We start from the raw sequence: 21,730 nt of genomic DNA on the forward strand, positions 1-21,730 counted from the left end.
TTTCTTTGAACATAAACAAAGGTACGGGCTTTTTGTTACTTCTCCAAACAAACATTCCATAACTTCTCGCTATCTTTGCACTCTATTAAACAAACATCACCACCATTATGGAATTGAAGCATGGATATTACCATCTGATTGCGATACTTGTAGTTGCTATCTGGGGATTGACTTTCATATCAACCAAAGTATTGATTAATCACGGACTGACCCCACAGGAGATATTCTTCTATCGTTTTCTCATTGCTTATCTGGGTATTTGGGTGATTTCTCCCAAACGTCTGTTTGCGGGTAATTGGAAAGACGAACTTTGGTTGATGGCAGGAGGTTTCTTCGGTGGTTCACTCTATTTCTTTACAGAGAATACAGCTTTGGGAATTACGCAAGCATCCAATGTCGCTTTCATCATTTGCACAGCTCCCCTGCTTACTACCATTCTTTCCCTTCTCTTTTATAAGAGTGAAAAAGCCACCAAAGGTTTGATTTATGGTTCCATATTAGCTTTAATCGGGGTGGGACTGGTGGTCTTTAACGGTAGTTTTGTACTTAAATTATCTCCGGTAGGGGATCTGCTCACTTTACTTGCCGCCCTGTCGTGGGCATTTTATAGTTTGGTGATAAAGAAAATGACAGGGCGGTACCCCACTGTATTTATCACCCGCAAAATATTCTTTTATGGAGTATTGACTATACTTCCCGCCTTTCTTCTTCATCCGTTACAACCTGATTTCGATGTACTTTTAAAACCGGTTGTATTATCCAATCTCTTATTTTTGGCCGTCCTGGCATCCTTGGTTTGTTATGTCCTCTGGAATGTGGTATTGAAACAGTTGGGAACCGTTAGAGCCTCCAATTATATCTATCTCAATCCGTTGGTAACAATGGTGGCATCCGTAATCATTCTTCACGAACAAATCACATGGATTACATTATTGGGAGCAGGTTGCATTATTTTTGGAGTCTATCAGGCAGAGAAAAAATAAGAAAGAATTTCTTATTTTCATATAGAAGAAATTCTTTCTTATTTCAGTTTGAATGACAGATCTGTTTTATATCTTATTTAGCGAGTAATTGGAGAATTTTATTACTAACATCGCTGTTTTCCTGAACACCACCAAAAAGCTTGGATTGTGGACCGTATGCAAACAGTGGAACCATGATTGGTGTATGTCCTTTAGATACAAACATTGCTTTCATTTTGCCTTCTTTTATGTTTCCGTCACGTAAAGCTAATGCTCCGGTTTCATGATCAGCTGAAATAATCACTAATGTATTTCCATCTTTTTCTGCAAATCTGATAGCAGCTTCTACCGCCTTGTCAAAGTCCAATACTTCACGGACAACTGCCGAATAATCATTACTGTGCGCACTTTTATCTATTCGGGCACCTTCTACCATTAAGAAGAAACCGTTAGTACTCCTGCTCGAAAGATAGTCAATAGCCATTTGGGTGGTAGACGGAAGGAAATCTCCCCGGTTTTCGTTTACAGAAGCTGTTTTGCTCTTTGTGGGTAAGTATCCCAGTTTTTTAGATTTCTTGATAGCTTTGTCATTCGGTTCCTCTATGATGGTAAACTCTTTTTTGATTTCCTTTTGAACGTTTGGTGCTTGTTTTTCAAATAGTTCATAACTACCGGCAGAAAAGAATGTCAGCTTACTGTTAGGAAGATCCGCCCAAATTTCTTTAGACATTCCACGCTCCGGTTGGTGAGCAAAAAAAGCAGCAGGAGTAGCTCCGTCGAGATTGTCAGTGGTAACAATTCCTGAAATGTAGCCATAGCCGGATAACTTCTCCGGTAAGTTTGGAATAACTTGGTTATTTTCATCCATTCCGAGTGCTCCGTTTTTAGTTTTTTTTCCGGTTGAGTAAGCGGTTCCGGAAGCAGCTGAATCTGTTGTAAACTTGTTGGCGGATTGCGTTCTGACGAAACCGCATGTTTTTAAATTAGTGATAGTAAGCTGTCCTTGATTGGCATACATTCCTGAACAAATATGTGCCAGTCCCATGCCGTCTCCTATCATTAAGATGACATTCTTCACCGGTTTGTCGGTAGCATCCATGTCAAATGAAGGAACATACGAACTTTGTGGATTTTCGTTCTTAAAATCTCCTTTGACGATTTCTTGTGCTGATAGATTATAGCAAAAGAATAAGGAGAAAATAAATAAATGAGCTTTAAATTTTACATTCATGGCTAATATGTTTTTAATTAGAAGTAAGTAATTCGGATATGTTGACTGTATCGTATGGCTTTTCTCCAAATGCGGCATAATATTCTAATTGCATTTTGTTGTTTTCTTTGTCAATAGAAAGGATGCCGTAGCCCGGTAAATCCATTTGTTTGAAAAAACGGATATGGGGAGTTTCTTTATCAATCCATTCCATACGCTGTTGTAGAGTAGAAGGTTGCCATTGTGGGTGTGCCGTTACAAATTCAGGACTATAGTCTGTAACTACCTTTTTCGGAATCAGCATATTTTTATCTTTGATGACACTGTTGACGAGAATCTGAACGATAGGTCCCCAAGGAGTGTCCCGACAGACAACGGAGTATAGATGCAGATGTGCACAGAGTACGATTGCTTGTTGACTGGCGATGATTTGCAGCAATTGTTCCCTCTTGGCATTATCTTGTCGGAATACATGCCAGCATCTTTCGTTTACCGGAATCACAGGCTCGTGTAACATGACAAACTTGTAAGTTGCTTTCGAACCGGCTAGTGACTTTTCTAATTGTTGTAGCCCTTCCGGATTCCGATCCCATGGATCATAACAGACAAATAATACATCATCAAGAGTAGTAGTGTAATTGGCTGACTGTAAGGATGGATGTCCTGCCAATCTTGCCATATTGGGTAAGTATACTTTTTCAAAAGCTTCTTTAGCCCCTGGCCCTGTGATATCATGATTACCTTTAGTCATAATGAAAGGTACTTTCAGATTCATTTTGTTGACAGCTTTAAAGGCACTGTTAGCCATCTGTATTGCTTTTTGTGGAGAACCGGCCAATCCTTCTGACAAGTCCCCCATTTGCAGAAGGGCTTTTATTGACGGCTGGTGTTTTTGAACTTGCCTGCTGATTATCCGGGAGAATTCCGGCCATGTATTTTTCGTGAATACTGAATATTCTTTGGTAACTTGGCGCAGATCATCCGGTTTGGTGGATAACCATTCCATATCGTGATCTTCCAGTAAATCATAGTGTATATCTCCTAACAAGAGAAATGAAACTTCTTTTTCATTTTGCTCTTGGGAGTATGATTGCAGAGAAGTCAAAAGCGATAAAAGGACAAATAATATTTTATTCATATTCTGTTACTTATTCATTTCAAAAGAAGGGGGGACACTGTCTGCCGCCCAATTCTTATTGGGAGTGTTTCCCATTGTAAATTCCAGTTTGCCGCCATTCATCAGTTCTTTATGTTCGAACCAGGATTGGGTCCAATCTTTGCCATTTAATTTGGCTGATTGGATATATTTATTTGTCGGCGAATAGTTGTGCGCAATGACCTCGAATGATTTTCCGGCTCCTGTTTCAATAACTGCTCTTTCGAACATAGGAGTTCCGATGACATAAATAGGCAAACCAGGAGTAATAGGATAGAAACCTAGCATAGAGAAGACTACAAATGCTGACATTCCTCCGCCATCTTCGTCGCCCGGGAGTCCCATCAGGTCATTTCTAAACCATTCATCGAGCAATGTCCTTACTCTTTTTTGAGTTCTCCAGGGCTCTCCTATATAGTTGTACAGATAAGGAATGTGCATACTGGGTTCGTTAGCCATTGAAAATTGACCTACATTACCCGTATGATCCGGTAATTGTGCATAAAATACATATTTGGCTTCGCCCAATGGGGTGTTATACATCGTTTCAAGATTATTTCTGAATGCTTCTTTCCCTCCCATCAGTTCAATTAAATCAGCAATATTATGGGGAACATCCCATCGGTATATCCAACCGTTATTCTCGCCGTATGCTTCACGAGCACCTAATCCACCGGCAGTGGCATAATCAAAGGGTTCTATGAATTCGCCTTTTGCATTTTTGGGATGGAAGAATTTTGTTTCAGGATTGAAAATATTCCGATAGTTTTTACTCCCTTGTAGAAAGTAGTTATAGTCTTTCTCATACCCAAGTTGTTTGGCTATTTGTGCCAGACACCATTCATCGTAAGACGTACCTAGAGTGACGGCTACCGGTTGGCGTTTTTCAAATGGGTGTACTTCGTCAGCTGTTTCTTGTTCTCCCGGTGCCAATGCCGGTAAATATCCGTTTTCCCAATAGAATTTTGTGATTTCACCTCCCTTTATGCCTGACCACGGGGCTAACGTTTTTTCTGTAATACCAAGTTTGCAGGCTTCGTAAGCAGCTGATAAATCAAAGTTACGGATTCCTTTTATATATGAATCAATAACAGTGGCTACACCGTGATTGGAATTCATTCTACGGCTGTCTCCCGTAACTTCAGGAAATGTAGGCATCCAGTTATGTTCCATTTGCTGTGCCATTCTGATAAAAGACTGAATCATGTCAGCTTCCATTTGTGGTTCGATGATAACACGTAAGGGGTGGACTGCTCTATACGTGTCCCAAATCCAATCGTCGGTATAAAATGGGACAGAATCTTTGTGGATACTATTGTCGAAAGCACTGTAATAGCGGTTGTCTTCCGAAAGGCAAATCATCCGTTCGTAAGTCCGGTAGAGGGAAGTATAGAATATTGCTTTTGCATTTTCGTCTATTCCTTCCACTTTGATTTTATTTAATGTTTGATTCCAGATGTTTTTGGCAATGTTCATCTGGTTTTCCACATCATAATCTTTTATTTCCCGCTGTAGGTTGGCTTTTGCTTGCTTTTCATCAATGAAGGAAATACCGTAGCGAACTTTGATTGTTTTTATATCTGTTGAATATAAGAGAGCGATACCCACGTTCTTGCCTTTTATGGCAGTGTGGCTGTGATTTATTTCTTCTTTGCTGACAGTCATCGTTTTTTCCGGCAGTGCGGAAGTCTCCATATAAACATATACTTTGGTTTGATGATCTATGTTCTGATAACCGGAAATGGTATTCTCCGTAGTTTTAAGCTCACCATTGGTGGTACTAAGTATTAAATATGGAGCATTGTTTTTCCGGAAACTTAGTTCATAGATTCCTGCCTGGTGGGAAGGAGCGAATTTAGTGGAAACCTCTTCTTCTTCAAAATAGGAAGAATAGGAATAGGGTTTTATCACTTCATTATCATAACAATAGTAATATACCGGTTGTAATCCGCTCTCTGCTCCCTGATAGAAAGACAGGCTGAATGCAGACTTTCCCCGATGCGAGGTGACAATGACCGGTAAGCCTTTTATTTTATCAGAGGTGTAATCTGCTCTTTCCGGATAGATGCGGAGCATACTATTGGGAAGATGGACAGTTGGGTAAGTAGGAACTAACAAATGACTGATATTCCCCATATAGGGATTTACATAGTCAACCGGAGTTAACACTACCTCTTGCTTGTTGCTGCATCCATTGACGATTAAAATCATTAACAGTACTAACGGAATGAATTTTCTCTTGTACATAAACAGATTTTTTTATTTTTCGATGGTTTTAATTAGATTTGCTGTAAATATAGGATGATTTGATTAATGAAAACTTAATGTAACCTTAAAATCTATCTTCTACAAATATTTTTTTTTGTAAAGTTTCGCCATTAAGAGAATATTAATCACCATAAAATATCTTTGGTTCATCTTTAATGCATTAATCAATACTGTATTTTTTAATTTAATAATTAAGTATTATGAAAAACTAAATACAGTATTAAAACAGGTTATCTCTTACTGGCTATTGGAAGCTACTGTTTAGTTTAGTTCATTAGAGCACCGGAATGAATCTATTTTTAAAGGTGGGGCTGCTCTGAACCGAATCTCTAGGATTTCAGGTTGGCCAAAAGAATCTGATGATTGAAAAAGAGAGAGTTCTGCTGGTTTATATCAAATAGGGACGAAGCGTATAGGCATAAAAAAAAGAGCAACGCCTTGCTCCAACCTTTGTTAACCTTAAATCTAATACTATGAAAAACACATTGCAAAGATACGGACTCTTGGGAAATTAGCAAATTATCCAAGAAAAATAGCATGTTTTATAACACGTTTTAATAGTTTTCCCCTACTTATTAAGAAATAAACTCTCCTTTTTTCAAGGTATGCAACATTTATTTTGAAAATTGAATCGGAGCATACCGTTGATTCTCTGCCGAAAAACCGTTATCTTTGCAAGGATAATTCATTATATACTCAACAAAAAAGAAAAGGAGACACCCGTGAACGAAGAAGAGATTGTCCTCACCCCGATGATGAAACAGTTTCTGGATTTGAAGGCAAAACATCCGGATGCAGTGATGCTGTTTCGTTGCGGTGACTTTTATGAAACATATTCTACGGATGCCATCGTTGCAGCCGAAATTTTAGGGATCACACTAACAAAACGTGCCAATGGGAAAGGAAAAACTATCGAGATGGCAGGTTTTCCTCATCATGCCCTTGATACCTACCTTCCGAAACTGGTTCGTGCCGGAAAACGTGTCGCCATCTGTGACCAGCTGGAAGACCCGAAAATGACGAAGAAGCTGGTGAAGCGTGGCATTACCGAATTGGTTACTCCCGGTGTTTCTATCAATGATAATGTTCTGAACTATAAAGAAAATAACTTCCTGGCTGCCGTTCATTTCGGAAAGGCTTCCTGTGGAGTTGCTTTTCTCGATATTTCTACCGGTGAATTCCTTACTGCAGAAGGGCCTTTTGATTATATAGACAAGCTGTTGAATAACTTTGCCCCTAAGGAAATTCTTTTTGAACGTGGCAAACGCCTGATGTTTGAAGGTAATTTCGGTAACAAGTTCTTCACATTCGAGCTGGACGACTGGGTATTTACAGAAACGACTGCCCGTGAGAAACTGCTGAAACACTTTGAAACGAAGAATCTGAAAGGTTTCGGAGTGGAGCATTTGAAGAATGGCATCATTGCTTCCGGTGCTATTTTGCAGTATTTGACAATGACGCAGCATACGCAAATTGGTCACATCACTTCATTGGCGCGTATTGAAGAAGATAAATACGTCCGTCTGGATAAGTTTACGGTGCGTAGCCTTGAGTTGATTGGTAATATGAATGATGGCGGAAGTAGCCTGCTCAATGTGATCGACAGAACGATCAGCCCAATGGGAGCTCGTCTGTTGAAACGCTGGATGGTTTTTCCCTTAAAGGATGAGAAACCGATCAATGAACGCTTGAATGTAGTGGAATATTTCTTCCGCCAACCTGATTTTAAGGAACTGATTGAAGAACAGTTGCATTTAATAGGAGATTTGGAACGTATTATTTCCAAAGTGGCTGTAGGACGTGTGTCGCCCCGTGAAGTCGTTCAGTTGAAGGTAGCTTTACAAGCTATTGAGCCGATAAAACAGGCATGTATGGAAGCTGATAATGCGAGTTTGAATCGTATTGGCGAACAGCTGAATCTTTGTATTTCTATTCGTGACCGGATTGCCAAAGAGATTAAAAATGATCCTCCTTTACTGATAAATAAAGGTGGAGTGATTCAAGATGGTGTGAACGCAGACTTGGATGAATTGCGGCAAATCTCCTATTCAGGAAAAGATTATCTGCTAAAGATACAGCAGCGGGAGAGCGAGGAGACGGGTATTCCGAGTTTGAAAGTGGCTTATAATAACGTATTCGGTTATTATATCGAAGTCCGTAATGTCCATAAAGATAAAGTTCCTAAAGAGTGGATTCGTAAACAGACGCTGGTTAATGCGGAACGTTATATCACGCAGGAACTAAAGGAATATGAAGAAAAGATTTTGGGAGCGGAAGATAAGATTCTGATTCTGGAAACGCAGCTATATACGGACTTAGTACAGGCATTGATGGAGTTTATTCCACAGATACAGATTAATGCGAATCAGATTGCACGTCTGGACTGTCTGTTGTCATTTGCCAATGTGGCTCGTGAGAATCGTTATATCCGTCCGATTATTGAGGATAATGACGTATTGGATATTCGTCAGGGACGTCACCCGGTAATAGAAAAACAACTTCCGATAGGTGAGAAGTATATTGCCAATGATGTAATGCTGGACAGCGATACACAGCAGATTATTATTATTACAGGTCCGAACATGGCCGGTAAGTCGGCACTCTTGCGTCAGACGGCGTTGATTACGCTATTGGCTCAAATCGGCTCGTTTGTTCCTGCGGAAAGTGCGCATATCGGTTTAGTTGATAAGATATTTACCCGTGTAGGAGCGAGCGATAATATATCAGTCGGTGAATCTACATTTATGGTAGAGATGAATGAAGCGGCTGATATCCTGAATAATGTTTCTTCCCGGAGTCTGGTATTATTTGACGAATTGGGTCGTGGTACTTCTACTTATGATGGTATTTCCATTGCCTGGGCAATTGTAGAGTATATCCATGAACATCCGAAAGCAAAAGCACGTACATTATTTGCTACGCATTATCATGAATTGAATGAGATGGAGAAATCTTTCAAGCGCATCAAGAATTATAATGTATCGGTGAAAGAAGTTGATAATAAAGTAATCTTCCTTCGTAAACTGGAACGTGGCGGTAGTGAACACTCTTTCGGTATTCATGTGGCAAAGATGGCCGGTATGCCGAAAAGCATTGTGAAACGTGCAAATGAGATATTGAAACAGCTTGAATCTGATAATCGCCAACAGGGCATAGCAGGTAAACCGTTGGCAGAAGTGAGCGAGAATCGTGGAGGTATGCAGTTAAGCTTCTTCCAGTTGGACGATCCGATTCTCTGTCAGATTCGCGATGAGATATTGAATCTTGATGTGAATAATCTTACTCCTATTGAAGCGCTGAATAAACTGAATGATATAAAGAAGATAGTCAGGGGGAAATAAGCTGAAAATGTATATAATGTCTTAGGATATGTTTTCGATTGTTGTCCTGACATTAGGGAAATGGCATTTGTTTTATTGATAAAAAAGAGGGATTAGTGATGTTTGAACCGCTAATCCCTCTTTTTTTGATTTAGGCTATTTTATTTTTCTTCTTGTCATAGAAGAACATGAAATAGACGCCTATTATGATAAACGGAACGCTTAACCATTGTCCCATATTGAACATCATGCTGTTTTCAAAATCTTCCTGATTTTCTTTTAGGAATTCGATGAAAAAGCGGAAGGTGAAGATGTAAGTCAGGCAGAGCCCGAAGAAGAAGCCACGGTGCAGTTTCTTGCTGTAATTCTTATACAGGTAAATCATGATGAAGAACAGGATAAGATAAGCAATGGCTTCGTAGAGCTGTCCCGGATGACGGGGGAGCATATCTACACGTTCGAAAACGAATGCCCAGGGCACATCAGACGGTTTGCCGATGATTTCGGAGTTCATCAGGTTGGCAAGGCGGATGAAGCAGGCGGTGATTGGAGTAGCTACGGCAATCATATCCAGCACGTCCATATAATGGAGCTTCGTCTTGCGGCAATACAGCCAAAGGGCGATTATCAGTCCTAATGTACCGCCGTGGCTGGCAAGTCCTTCATATCCGGTAAATTTCCAGTTTCCGTCCGGCATGAACTTGATAGGAAGAATCATTTCCCAAAAATGAGACAGGTAGTATCCCGGGTCATAGAACAGGCAGTGTCCTAGGCGGGCACCGATTAGAATACCAAAGAAACAGTAAAAGAAAAGAGGGTCAAACTTCTTTTCCTCTATCTTTTTATCCCGGTACTGGTAGTGAACAACCACATAAGCAAAGAATATTCCTACTGCCCACAGTAATCCGTAATAACGGATAGAAATGCCGAACAGGTTGAATAGTTCGGGATTCGGGTTCCAGTTGATGGATAATAGCATGGTATTCATTCTATATTGGATTAATGTTAATGATTAGATTCTTTGAATTTCTCCGCAACCATCCGGTAGGTCGGTATATCTATTCCCTGTTCTTCGGCTGCTGCAATCATGTCGAAGAGCAATCCTTGTATTTCCGAGTCGTGTCCGCGTGCCAGGTCTTTTTGCATAGAAGCGGTACTTTCGGGATCGAGCTTGTCAATCACTTTCAGGTTGTAGCTGACTGGGTCTTCGGGAAATTCGACGCCCAGTTTCTTTCCTAAGGCAGCGCTTTCCGTAGAAAGTCCGATAAATGTATCCCGTATCTTTCCCGGTTTCTGCACTTCTCCCATCGGAACGTCGTAGTAAGCACCCGTCACAGCCATTGCGGAGATAAACGACCATTTGATAAACGTATCCCGGTTGATGTCCGGTGAGAGGTCTACCTTTATGCCTGCTTCCTGCAAGTCTTGTTGGATAGCTTCCAGTAATCCGGGTTTTACAACTGTGCCGCGATGAGCGCCGTATACCAACCGGAATATCTTTCCCATTTGGGTGATTTCTCCGGTGCCGGATACGAAGCCTACGATATAGATGCAGCCGTCGAGAACGGTGACTTCCGGAACTAGCTTCTGTATGCGCGGCCCTGTGCCATATACATTCAGAATAGGGATGACAACCGTGTCTTTGTGTGCTGCTCTTTTTATCAGTTCTACGATAGAATCGACCGAATAACCTTTTACGCATACAAATATCACATCTGCTTTTCCATTGAATTCTTCAGCGGTAGTAGCCGGAATCCGGAGCGTATGTTCGCCCTTCAAATCCGATTTCAGTTTCAAACCGTTCGTTTGAATCGACTGCAAATGAGCTCCACGGGCAATACAGGTTACATCTTTGCCTGCCAGCGACAAGAATCCTGCGATACTGCCGCCTACACCTCCCGTTCCTGCAATGAGATATTTCATATTGTTAGCGAATTAGTAATTAATAAGTCGTCGGTGGTAACCGATAATCACACGTTGAAACGGAAATGCATGATGTCGCCATCCTGCACCACATATTCTTTTCCTTCCACACCCAGTTTTCCGGCTTCTTTCACAGCTGCTTCCGAGCCGTATTTGATATAATCATCGTATTTGATAACTTCGGCACGGATAAAGCCTTTTTCAAAATCGGTGTGGATCACTCCGGCACATTGAGGAGCTTTCCATCCTTTTTCGTATGTCCAGGCACGTACTTCTTGTACACCGGCAGTGAAATATGTTTCGAGATTCAGGAGTTTATAAGCAGATTTGATAAGACGTGCTACGCCCGATTCTTCCAAGCCTACTTCGGCAAGGAACATTTGACGGTCTTCGTACGTTTCCAGTTCGGCGATGTCCGCTTCTGTTTTGGCTGCGACAATCAGGATTTGAGCATTCTCGTCTTTTACGGCTTCGCGTACCATATCTACGTATTTATTTCCGTTTACTGCGCTTGCTTCATCAACATTGCAAACATACATTACCGGTTTGCTGGTCAATAAGAACAGTTCGTGAGCTATCTTTTGTTCGTCTTTTGTTTCAAAAGTCACTGTACGTGCAGATTTTCCCTGTTCCAGTGCGTCTTTATATTGAACGAGTACATCGTAAGCTAACTTTGCAGCTTTGTCTCCGCCCGTCTGTGCTTGTTTCTGTACTTTCTGGATACGGCTTTCGATGGTTTCCAGGTCTTTCAATTGAAGTTCGTAGTCAATGATTTCTTTGTCGCGGATGGGATTTACGCTTCCGTCTACGTGTGTCACATTGTCGTCATCGAAGCAACGGAGTACGTGGATAATTGCGTCTGTTTCACGGATATTGGCAAGGAACTTGTTTCCTAGTCCTTCACCTTTGCTTGCGCCTTTCACCAGTCCGGCGATATCTACGATTTCTACAGTTGTAGGAACAATTCGTTGGGGGTGCACCAATTCAGCGAGTGCGTTCAAACGTTCGTCAGGAACAGTGATTACACCTACATTGGGTTCAATTGTACAAAAAGGGAAATTTGCCGCCTGTGCTTTCGCATTCGACAAACAGTTGAAAAGTGTCGACTTACCCACGTTCGGTAGTCCTACAATACCACATTGCAATGCCATTTATCTATTTCGTTTTTATTTAGTTATCGATAATCTGACTGCAAAGATAGGCATTTTTAGATTATATACATTGGTTGGAAAACAAATACTTCTTTCTTATATCTATTTAATGAGTGAGGGATGCCGTTTTCAGGCATCCCTATAAATGTAAAGTAAACTTTAGAACGTCATAGGTACGCCTACCATGACACCAAGTGTCTTATCTTCTGCAGGAATTAGCGAGGACATCACATATTGGCTGGAATTGTTGTACAAAGCCGGCCAGCTTTTAATGAAGAATTTGTGTTTTTTAAAGTAACCATCTAAAATAGGTGACAGACATTTGTCGAACTCTTCGTGATTAGGATTGCTTGTATCGAACGGTGTATAATCTCCAAAAGTGATAGAACCATCTGAATTCTTCTGATAGTTGAATGTATAATAGAATCCGTAAGTATCGGCTCCTAATGAACCGTTTTGATATATTTTATAACCAATCTCCACTATACTTCCGTCTGTGTACATGTGTATGGCAACATACACAATATAGAATTGAGTTTGAGTGAATGCAAATAAATTCGAAACAGCAGCTTTATGTTTATCAAAATATTCGGATGACCATTGATTTTGTATATCGTTGTACACTACCATTGTCTGATGAATTGCTCCTGGAGGTACATTGAATAGAGGAACAATTGGTGTAGTACCTCCTTTAATTTCAAGTATATCATTGCCTACTTGTGTAGTGTATCCGGTGGATGTCTTGTTGAACTGATAAATTTCGTAACCATTAAGGATTAACGGGTTCATCATTACGATATTTCCGTTCAGGTCTATTTTAGAACCTTCTATTTGTAGGGTCGGATTTCCATTGTTAGCGGATAAGAAACCTGTTTTTCTACCATTAGATACAAAATCATACGCTTGTCCTTTATAACTGAAAGTGAAGTATTTTTTTTGATAGATAGGAGCCTGATCCTGATTTTCCATTAAGGCGCCATTTTTGATGGCCTCTCTTTCCTCATTGGTAGCTTTAGTCAGTGTAGCTTCCATTTTGTTTTTTCTTCCTTTTAGGAGAAACTGATCGTTTTTGTAGGATATAATCTCGTATTCGTAGTCTGCTCCTAATCCGGTTCCTGCTTGTCCTGCACCATTCATCAGCTGGTTGGGATCTGCAAAGATAGATAAGAAAGAGTATGTATCAAATGATATAGTTGGTCCTTGTAGTGGCTTGAGTATATAGCTACTTTCAAACGGACTTGCTTTCAAGTCGCGGTAATATTCTACATAATCGAACATCATAGATACTCGATTGTCTGCAGTGAATTGCATCCATAAGGTGTGAATACCTCCTAATTGGGTATTTATTTCTGCAATCCATCCATCGGGAGCTCCTGTGAGTATATCAGTATATTCCTGCATTTTAGTTTGAATCCGTTTATCCGGGTTTTCCATATAAATGTCGGTTTCATTATTGCAAGATGAAAATATACTGCACAATGCTACACAGGTTAGAAGATAATATGTATAAACTATTTTCATAATTATTTATTCTGGAGTGTTTTCATTTACAATTTGATTAATAGCATCTTGTACTAAAGATACTAATCCTTTATTTCCCATTGCGTCGTCATAAAACTGTACGTTCCATACATTTTTAAAGTAATTGATCACAATTTCTTCTTTAGCCAGTAATCTGGTTAAAGCCGTTTGTGCCTGATTGGCAAGGGCTATACGCTGTGCTGTTTCTTCTGCTGTTTCTCCCTCTGAAGGAGGAGACGTTGTTAAACTTTTGAGCAAATTAATTCGATAGTCACGCCATTCTTTTCCATACACCATAATTAATGATGCCACTTCAACGAAATCTTCATCAACTCCCGACATTGCGTATGCGGAATAGAATCCGGCAAGTAATGCGCTTACTTCCGTTTCAGAAGTCCATCCTGTCGGATTATAATCTCCGGCGGATATATCTTTGAAACTGGAATCATACATTTTGGTTTGATGGAGAATATGAGCGAATTCGTGTTCAATGGTATGCATGATAGAACGTATCCAGTCTGCATCACTCGGATTGTAGCTATTACCATCAAATAGTGTAATTTTACGAGCGCCTTCAGCCTGTCCTAATACTTGACTGCCATCTGCATTATATTCCGGGCTACCTACCAAAATGATTTTCTTAGGTGTCATTTCTCTAAGAAATTTATCTCCTGCCAATTGTTTATAAGGCTCAAACCACACTCGTTGAATCATATCCATAGAAGGTTTTACGAAGCGTTCCATAATGGGGACTAGTTGGGCGGTAGTGTTCAGTTCATAACTGTTCCATTTATATTTCACTTCGATATTGTAAGCTTGGGTATAGTTTTCATATAACCATTTATCCAGTTCATTTTTTTGCTCGTCATTTCCACCCAATCCATAAATCTCTTGGTCAAGATTGAGTTTGTCCTCATTACAGGCAGTGAAAATAACAGTACTAATGCAGAATAGTAGCATGAAATATGCTTGTATCCATTTGGCAATGTGATTTGTTGTTTTCATTTTATTCCCATGTATTATTTACGTTATTTCTTGGATTAAGTTTTATTCCCGAAATAGTTGCCATTTCCGGAATTTGTAGTACCCTTCGGTCGTCGTCCGGCATTAAGCTGGACTTGCTGCCGTTAGCTTGGGTATGGGTGACGGGGATATTCCAGCGTACAATATCATACCATCTAAGTCCTTCATTATAAAACTCTATACTTCTGAAATCAAGTATTGCAAGTAGGATACCTTTTTTCAAATCACTCCAAGAGTCTGTCTGATTGTACTTATTGATGAAGTGATCAGTATTATTAAGTTTGGTTTTATAGAAATTGAGTATCTTATCGCGTGTAATACATAATTCTTTAGAATCATAATATCTGCTTGATGCCGGGCTTCTTGCTATAACAAAACGTTGGCTGGCATATAAATTTAGATCAGCGATAGCTTTGTCATATTGGTTAAGCATTAGGTAGGCTTCTGCACGGTTTAATAACACTTCTTCCATTCTCAAAACAGGAATATTGGCATACGGCAAAAAGTTGGATGCGTCTAAAGATTCTTGTTTAGTAAATTGGGTAAATTTAGGTATGAAGTAGAAATTGGATGTACCGTAATAGGGAATAGCCCACATGCCATTTATAACATTATCTGCATTGATTGTCTTGCCAATGTCAGTAGAAGATAAACCATATCTTGAATAGAAGGGTAATTCTCCCCAGGCGATTGAAGACAATGCTTCTGTAATCAATAAATTGGCATTGGTGGAAGAACTGCAGAAATACGAACGCATTTCAATATATCCGCTTGCATCCATGTAAGTTGTTGCAAAAGGATGAAAGTTGTTGCTTACAAACGAAAATGCAGGATCATCTTTTGAGATATATTGTTGCGGTGTACCATCTTGATTTTTAAGAGGTTCTCCTTTACTATCCGTCAATGTTTCAAATTGTGACGGTATGGAAATGAGTTGATTGGCATATTCAAGTACCTTATCATATTGTTTCATTAATAGATAAAGACGGGTACCAAAGGCGGCAGCTGATTTCTTATTGAAATGATATTTGGGAGCTGTATAAATGCTTCCATCCGTCATAAGAGGATAACTGTCCTCAAAATCTTGTGTGATTTTTCTATAAGTGTCTGCCACTGTTTCCCGGTCATATTGTTCTACTGGCTGTGTTTCTGGTTTCTCTACATAAGGAATACCCGGATATAACGATGCAGTCGATTCGTCATATTGTTGGGCAAAGAGTGAAGCAAGACAAAAATGTGAGAAGGCTCTGGTCATGAGTGCTTCTCCCTTTTGATTGATTGTGCTTGAAGGTGTTCCTAACTCGTCGATAGAAACAAGCGCCTGGTTAGATACTGCAATAGCTGCATAGCATCCTGTCCAGAAGTTTTCGAAGGAATCATTTCCATCTTCTATCACGTCTTTCCATAAGAAATTTTCACCCATAAAGCTGAATAATGCTCCTGGTTGCGCACCAGAGTAAACACTTCCGAAGTCGGTTATGTAATCACAACGGGTATTGACAATAGCCGCATAAGAAACTTTAGGATACGCATTTACTAGTAATGCGGATACTTTATCCGGAGAATCTATTTGAGTACGTTCGTCGGGTACTTTGTCCAGAAAGTCAGAGCAACTGGTACAAAAGGACATGATTCCAATATATAAGTATATTTTAATTCTCTTCATTGTATAAGGATGATTTAGAAACTGACATCTAATGAAAAAATAACTTGTTTTTGTATCGGTTGGGCTACACCACCGGTATTGACAAATTCAGGGTCTTGTCCATTCAATTTTTTATCAGAGTATAGTAACCATAAGTTTTTGCCGGTTACTCGTAAACGAATATCAGAGAACAACTTCCACGATTTGAAAAGCTTCTGCGGAATGGTATATCCTACAGATAATGATTTAAGACGGATGAAATCTCCTTTCGCTACCCGTATATCTGAATAATTGTATGCTGAATAAGGATAAGTACTGCTCAAATCTGATATCAGATCTTTATCAGCTATTGCAGGGATATTAGTATGCTTCTCATCTCCTCTGAATTCCCATCTGTTAAAGAACTCTTTGGGGGTTGCTTGAGAGTCATTATAACTGCTGTTAAATACAGGATTCAATCGGATTACATTTCCGGCTTGGAAAGTGAAGAAAATATCTAATGAGATACCTTTCCAAGTAAAGGAATTGTTAAACCCTCCTGTATATTTGGGATCTGTCGGTCCTTCGTATTTTAAGTAATCTGTTGAAGTACTTTGGAAATTGATATCACTGGTGATAGTACCATTCTCATCATAGAACATCGGTGCACCATTTTCCGGATTCAGACCGGCAAATGGTATAGAGAAAAGCCCGTTCACCGGATACCCGTTTTTATTTCCTCCTGTGATTCCTACCAACGTGTTGATTTGTGGTTGTTGCATTGAATTCTTGATTTCATTTTTGGAATATCCCATAGTGAAAGAACTTGACCACATGAAATCTTTTGTTACAATAGGTTTTCCTGACAATGTTATATCGAAACCGGAGGCGCTTAAGTCGGCACTGTTGGCCCATTTATATCTTTCTCCTCCAATTCCGGAGACTTTTATTACACTTAACAAGTCGAAACTGTTTCGGATAAAATAGTCAAAAGAAAAGTCGAGTCTTCCTTTAAGGAAAGTGGCATCAAAACCAAAATTAGATTGATAACTCTTTTCCCATGTCAAATCAGAATTACCTAATGTGTAAATTTCAATGCCTGATTCGATGTCCGTACTTGGTCGCGTAGTATTGGAATTTATAAAAATGGGTGTTGCATTTGATAATGGAGGCATACTGGCTGTTAATCCAACGCCGGCACGTAGCGCTAATGCATCCAGCCAGACAAAATCTTTCATAAACGCTTCATTACCTATATTCCATTTCCCACTGATATTCCAGGTAGGCAGCCACCGGGCTGAACTGGAATTTGCCATTGTGTTGGAGCCGTCATACCGTACTGTTCCGGAAATGGAATATCGTCTGTCATAGGTGTAATCAACATTTGCATAAAAAGCGGCAAAACGATCGTACGTCAAAGCTCTTGAATAATAATCAAAATTTTGCTCGATCATTTGTTTCATTATAAGATAGTTCATACTAACAGTGCCTCCCATGTCATATTGGAATCCGTAGCCGGTGTTACTGTTCGTTTGTCTATCGGAATATTTGATTTGTTGTCCTAATAATGCGTTGAACTCATGTTTCTCATTCCATATTTTGCTGAAACTAACAGAGTTTCTTATATCATAATTTAATAATAAGTTTTCGGCAGTATTATAGAATCCCCCTTTGGGGAGAACAACAATCGGTTCGGCTGACGGATCACTAGGGTCCTTGTAGAGGTAGGGATTGTTTTCTCGAATGGTAGAATTGCCAGCTGCACGATAAGCATTTGCCATATTAGAATTTTCGTGTATTTCATGCTCTTGCTTTGAACGTACATAGCGGATAGCTCCGGTAAAATTGTATTTCAATCCTTTAAAAATTTGCCAGTTAAATTCGGCTTGGGCTTTTAAATCTATCACATTCAATTTAATATAGTTATTATCGAGTTCTTCTAAAATATTGAATGGGGCAAAGTTGAGTGTATAATATTCCCGTTCTCCATTTGAGTCGTATGCTCGTAATGCACGGCTTGTGTTTAATGCATAATTGAACGGATTTATATCAAAATTACGTGAAGAAATACCGCTTACAACGTCACTGGAACGACTTAATGAACCGGGAGCGTTCTGCATTCTGACAGAACCTACCGTTTGAAAACTAAATCCGATTTTGTCATTTAGCTGGTAGTCATTTCGGAAGTTCATTGTGATTCGATTCACTTTGTCGGCAACAGTCCATCCCGGATCGTTCAAAAAGCCTAATGAAATGTAGGATTTCGACTTTTGTGAACCACTTGATACACTTAATGTATGTTCATTCATTATGGAATTGGTAAATAGCAGATCAAACCAGTCTGTATTAGCTGCTGCGTGTTCCATTAAAAAGTTGTGACGGGCTGCATATGAATTCTCTAAAAGGTATTGTTGCTTTGATTCATCCCATGTGTTGATTCTATTATACATGATTCCATAAATACCGGAAGACTGGTTATTTACAATGTCCGAAGTTAATAAGCCTTTTCGTTCCATTTCTGCATACACAGACATTTGATCGGCTGAATTCATAATATTGAATTCAGAATAACGTGGTTTGGTCCGTACTGTGTAGTTTCCGCTATAATGAATACGTGGTTTTCCTTCTTTTCCTCTTTTAGTCGTAATTACAACTACTCCATTCATAGCTCTGGCTCCATATAATGCTGTTGCGGCAGCATCTTTTAATACGTCAATTGTTTCGATATCGTTAGTATTGATACCTGCTACGGAGGAGCCTAACAGGGTGGTAGGGTCACCGCTTGCTAGTTGGTCGTTAGATACATTTACCACATCTTCTAATACGATTCCATCTACTACCCACAAAGGTTTGTTTTCTCCATTGATAGACGTGGCACCACGTACACGTATTTTGGGGGCACTACCAAAGGTACTCGATACATTCTGAATAGATACTCCGGCTGCTTTGCCTTCCAGCATACGGCTTATGTCTGTTTCACCGGGCAAATTAATATCATCAGCTTTGATTTTAACGGAAGAGCCGGTAAAGGTTGTTTTTTTAAGATTCTGAAACCCGGTGACTACTACCGCATCCAATAAAACAGAAGATTCTGATAATAATATCGTTACTTTCTTTTGTGTTCCAATGTTAACCTCTTTAGTTTCGTATCCCATAAAACTGACGATAAGGATATCGTTATTATTGACCTTTAAGGTAAAATTACCATTATTGTCCGTAGTTGTTCCGCTCTTGACGTTCTTTATAGTAACACTGGCAAATGGGATAGGCTCCTGGTTAGTAGCATCTAGCACCTTGCCGGTAATACTATGTTGTGCACTGGCCCTTGTAAGGCCAATGCACAATATGATAAATAATAGAATAATGTGTTTATTCATGTACCTGTTTTCTTTGGTGATTTATTCTTTTACACAACGTACGCTATAACCTAAGTATCTGCCGTCTGCATTGTTAGGCATGATGGGAAAGAATGGTCCGTCATATTCGTCCACTAATGTTGCAGAGAATATATGATAACTATAGGCATTATTAGGATTGTCCGGATAACTGCCTAGCCAACCATTTTGTGCAGTTTTGTATTCAAACAAACTTCCTCCCGGATATTGACCGGTAATGGCATTTAAATGTCCTCCAAACGGGTAAAATATTTTTATGGAACTATTATTAGGGCAAAGATATATACCATTGTCAATGTCTTCTCCGTTTATTTCATCATAAGTGTTCATTTTATAAGGCACTCTCCAGCCTGCCGGACATGGATCGTATAGTGTTTTGGTTTTTTCATCACTCTTTTTGTACCATAATTCTGTACTACCACTGCCTTCAATTAACCAGTCTTTATAAGTAAAATGGTCTGCATCTCCCAAGAAATAGGTATCTGGGTTTTTCACAGCTGTTTCTTTAGATACGGGACCTTTTGCTGTTTTGATATGAATGGAGTAAACGTCTCCCCCTAAAGAGCTGGTTCCTAACTTAGTGATTTGGCTCCAATCAGTCATTATCGGATCCTTTCGACCGCATTGATAATACATACCGATCGTTTTCGCACCGTCAGTTGGTGTTGCACTTAGTGCACCTAAGTTGCGATCCATCATTGCTTGGGTGGACCCATCTTTCGTTTGATTGTTATCAATTCCCCCAAAACGGTAGATAGCTCCTCCTGTAACATCTGCTTTTCCAGGGTTTTGAGAAATTGCAGGAATTATTCCATTAATATCTCCTCCCGGATTATAATCTGTAATCCAAATGTGCCAGCTCCATAATGGTTTAGCGTCTTGAGCAGGTTCTCCTGCTGTTGCGTCGTAAATACCTATTAATACATTACCTTCGTTTCCTGTAGGTTTGATTCCTATATAATCATTGGCGGAGCTTCCTTGTTGGGTGGTGAATTTCAGTAATTCCTTGGAACTATCTTTTGTTATGATACGGGCAATCCATTTAGTTACTTTTCCTTGGTTGTTTCCGTCATTCAACATATGATCTGTTTTGAAGCCGCCTTCTTCTGTTCCCCAAAATGCATTTACTCGTTTCACAGGAACCAGTAGCTCATGTTCTGAATTTGGATTCAGTATATAGCAGTTAGCTTCAGCTGCAATGCCTTCTAATGGAATCTTTTCAATAGTGATGCGTTTATCACTGGCATCTGCCAGATTAAGATTAATATTGTAATTATATGCATTATTTCTTGTTACATTGAAATCTTTTTCATTTTCTCCAATGAACATTTTGAAAGTTGCTATTTCTTTATTGCCTTCACTCATTCTTTCACCAACAATTTCAATGAAAGTCGCTAGTTTATCTGTTACCTTGTCTTTGTCTGTTGGGATACTAGAATTTGTTCCCATCAGGTTCTCCGCTATGTAATGGGTATAATTTTCTTCACCGATAGTACATGGGGTTTCACTATAGTCTGCAATATTACTTTGAGATATTGTTCCCTTACTAAAGTAATACATTTTATATATATTCTTTAATGCTATGGAAGTTAGCTGGAAGTCAGAAGAGGTATTATTGATAGTGAATTTTACTTCAGCTGCAATTCGTTCTAATGTGATAGCATCTAATGTTTGATTTTCTTTGGTAATAGAAACTACTTGCTCTCCTACTAGCGGAATTGCGTTAGATGAATTGACTGGTAATGTATAAATAGTATTCTTTAGTGCTTCATAAGTTTGTTTTCCTAATTGGAAAACAATGCTTTTATCTACATTAGCAATTACTATCAGTTTCATATTAACCCCTGCTACTAATTCTACTGTTTCTGGAGAGTTGATACTGAATCGTAGTTCTTTTATAACTGCGACATTTTTACCTTGTTGATCGAATTCTAATAACCAAAAGTTTTCAATAGAAGTTCTGTTATCATTTATATTGGTTCCCATTGCGTTGATAGGAGCAATATTTAATGATACATTTACATTTGTTTTTTCTCCTTCCGGAATAATAGAGGTGTTTTCGTCGTCTTTTGAACAAGAACTGAAAATTGCGCTTATGATAAGATATGCGCTAAGCCAAATTAGGTTCTTCATAATTCTAGTTTTAAATAATTAATATTGATTTTTTTGCTATATCA

The 21,730-nt window shown here is 39.3% G+C and carries 13 protein-coding genes; 2 read left to right on the forward strand and 11 right to left on the reverse strand.

Annotation, left to right across the window (positions count from 1 at the left end; translation table 11 throughout):
• Positions 1-107: 107 nt before the first annotated feature.
• A complete protein-coding gene (locus AB5217_RS02650; RefSeq protein WP_007757676.1) occupies positions 108-983 on the forward strand; it encodes a DMT family transporter in 876 nt (291 codons plus the stop codon).
• 73 nt (positions 984-1,056) lie between these two features.
• Here the strand turns inward: AB5217_RS02650 and AB5217_RS02655 are convergent, their stop codons facing one another.
• The 3 genes from AB5217_RS02655 to AB5217_RS02665 are packed head-to-tail and all read right to left on the reverse strand — an operon-like array spanning position 1,057 to position 5,575.
• The gene (locus AB5217_RS02655; RefSeq protein WP_004298690.1) at positions 1,057-2,193 is read right to left on the reverse strand and encodes an alkaline phosphatase; all 1,137 of its coding nucleotides are present in this window, start codon (positions 2,191-2,193) and stop codon (positions 1,057-1,059) included.
• Positions 2,194-2,206: 13 nt separating this feature from the next.
• The gene (locus tag AB5217_RS02660) at positions 2,207-3,310 is read right to left on the reverse strand and encodes a metallophosphoesterase family protein (protein WP_032844984.1); all 1,104 of its coding nucleotides are present in this window, start codon (positions 3,308-3,310) and stop codon (positions 2,207-2,209) included.
• A gap of 6 nt (positions 3,311-3,316) precedes the next feature.
• Positions 3,317-5,575 carry a GH92 family glycosyl hydrolase gene (locus AB5217_RS02665; RefSeq protein ID WP_032854514.1) on the reverse strand — a complete coding sequence of 753 codons (2,259 nt, stop codon included), beginning with the start codon at positions 5,573-5,575 and terminating at the stop codon, positions 3,317-3,319.
• Between the two features lie 773 nt (positions 5,576-6,348).
• Here AB5217_RS02665 and mutS point away from each other — a divergent pair.
• Positions 6,349-8,937 (forward strand): DNA mismatch repair protein MutS, encoded by a 2,589-nt coding sequence (mutS, locus tag AB5217_RS02670; protein ID WP_032846723.1) that lies wholly within the window; start codon positions 6,349-6,351, stop codon positions 8,935-8,937.
• Positions 8,938-9,067: 130 nt separating this feature from the next.
• On the opposite strand, the gene lgt is transcribed toward mutS, so the two are convergent.
• From lgt to AB5217_RS02710, 8 genes are all read right to left on the reverse strand, one after another.
• Positions 9,068-9,904, reverse strand: coding sequence for a prolipoprotein diacylglyceryl transferase (gene lgt / locus AB5217_RS02675; RefSeq protein ID WP_004317337.1), 837 nt, complete (start codon positions 9,902-9,904; stop codon positions 9,068-9,070).
• 17 nt (positions 9,905-9,921) lie between these two features.
• Entirely contained in the window at positions 9,922-10,839 is a 918-nt protein-coding gene (locus tag AB5217_RS02680) for a ketopantoate reductase family protein (RefSeq protein WP_004317339.1), read from the reverse strand.
• 47 nt (positions 10,840-10,886) lie between these two features.
• Positions 10,887-11,990: a redox-regulated ATPase YchF gene (gene ychF, locus AB5217_RS02685; RefSeq protein ID WP_004317341.1), complete on the reverse strand. Its 1,104-nt coding sequence runs from the start codon at positions 11,988-11,990 to the stop codon at positions 10,887-10,889.
• 159 nt (positions 11,991-12,149) lie between these two features.
• Positions 12,150-13,511, reverse strand: a complete 1,362-nt coding sequence (locus AB5217_RS02690) for a DUF4302 domain-containing protein (RefSeq protein ID WP_256387947.1) — start codon at positions 13,509-13,511, stop codon at positions 12,150-12,152.
• Positions 13,512-13,517: 6 nt separating this feature from the next.
• The gene (locus tag AB5217_RS02695) at positions 13,518-14,516 is read right to left on the reverse strand and encodes a putative zinc-binding metallopeptidase (protein WP_004317346.1); all 999 of its coding nucleotides are present in this window, start codon (positions 14,514-14,516) and stop codon (positions 13,518-13,520) included.
• A 1-nt stretch (position 14,517) separates the two neighbouring features.
• Complete coding sequence (locus AB5217_RS02700) at positions 14,518-16,200, reverse strand: RagB/SusD family nutrient uptake outer membrane protein (RefSeq protein ID WP_032846720.1); 1,683 nt, start codon at positions 16,198-16,200, stop codon at positions 14,518-14,520.
• A 14-nt stretch (positions 16,201-16,214) separates the two neighbouring features.
• Positions 16,215-19,535: a SusC/RagA family TonB-linked outer membrane protein gene (locus tag AB5217_RS02705; protein WP_032854513.1), complete on the reverse strand. Its 3,321-nt coding sequence runs from the start codon at positions 19,533-19,535 to the stop codon at positions 16,215-16,217.
• A gap of 21 nt (positions 19,536-19,556) precedes the next feature.
• Positions 19,557-21,686, reverse strand: coding sequence for a DUF4906 domain-containing protein (locus AB5217_RS02710; RefSeq protein ID WP_032854512.1), 2,130 nt, complete (start codon positions 21,684-21,686; stop codon positions 19,557-19,559).
• Positions 21,687-21,730: the final 44 nt, after the last annotated feature.

Source organism: Bacteroides sp. MSSM.1001136sp1_RTP21357st2_D2_RTP21359_211015, assembly GCF_040913205.1.
In the GTDB taxonomy this organism is placed as follows: Bacteria; Bacteroidota; Bacteroidia; order Bacteroidales; family Bacteroidaceae; genus Bacteroides; species Bacteroides ovatus.

Coding starts and splice junctions, on each gene's coding strand:
- AB5217_RS02650 (WP_007757676.1), top strand. CDS start 108: ATGGAATTGAAGCATGGATATTACCATCTGATTGCGATACTTGTAGTT.
- AB5217_RS02655 (WP_004298690.1), bottom strand. CDS start 2,193: ATGAATGTAAAATTTAAAGCTCATTTATTTATTTTCTCCTTATTCTTT.
- AB5217_RS02660 (WP_032844984.1), bottom strand. CDS start 3,310: ATGAATAAAATATTATTTGTCCTTTTATCGCTTTTGACTTCTCTGCAA.
- AB5217_RS02665 (WP_032854514.1), bottom strand. CDS start 5,575: ATGTACAAGAGAAAATTCATTCCGTTAGTACTGTTAATGATTTTAATC.
- mutS (WP_032846723.1), top strand. CDS start 6,349: ATGATGAAACAGTTTCTGGATTTGAAGGCAAAACATCCGGATGCAGTG.
- lgt (WP_004317337.1), bottom strand. CDS start 9,904: ATGAATACCATGCTATTATCCATCAACTGGAACCCGAATCCCGAACTA.
- AB5217_RS02680 (WP_004317339.1), bottom strand. CDS start 10,839: ATGAAATATCTCATTGCAGGAACGGGAGGTGTAGGCGGCAGTATCGCA.
- ychF (WP_004317341.1), bottom strand. CDS start 11,990: ATGGCATTGCAATGTGGTATTGTAGGACTACCGAACGTGGGTAAGTCG.
- AB5217_RS02690 (WP_256387947.1), bottom strand. CDS start 13,511: ATGAAAATAGTTTATACATATTATCTTCTAACCTGTGTAGCATTGTGC.
- AB5217_RS02695 (WP_004317346.1), bottom strand. CDS start 14,516: ATGAAAACAACAAATCACATTGCCAAATGGATACAAGCATATTTCATG.
- AB5217_RS02700 (WP_032846720.1), bottom strand. CDS start 16,200: ATGAAGAGAATTAAAATATACTTATATATTGGAATCATGTCCTTTTGT.
- AB5217_RS02705 (WP_032854513.1), bottom strand. CDS start 19,535: ATGAATAAACACATTATTCTATTATTTATCATATTGTGCATTGGCCTT.
- AB5217_RS02710 (WP_032854512.1), bottom strand. CDS start 21,686: ATGAAGAACCTAATTTGGCTTAGCGCATATCTTATCATAAGCGCAATT.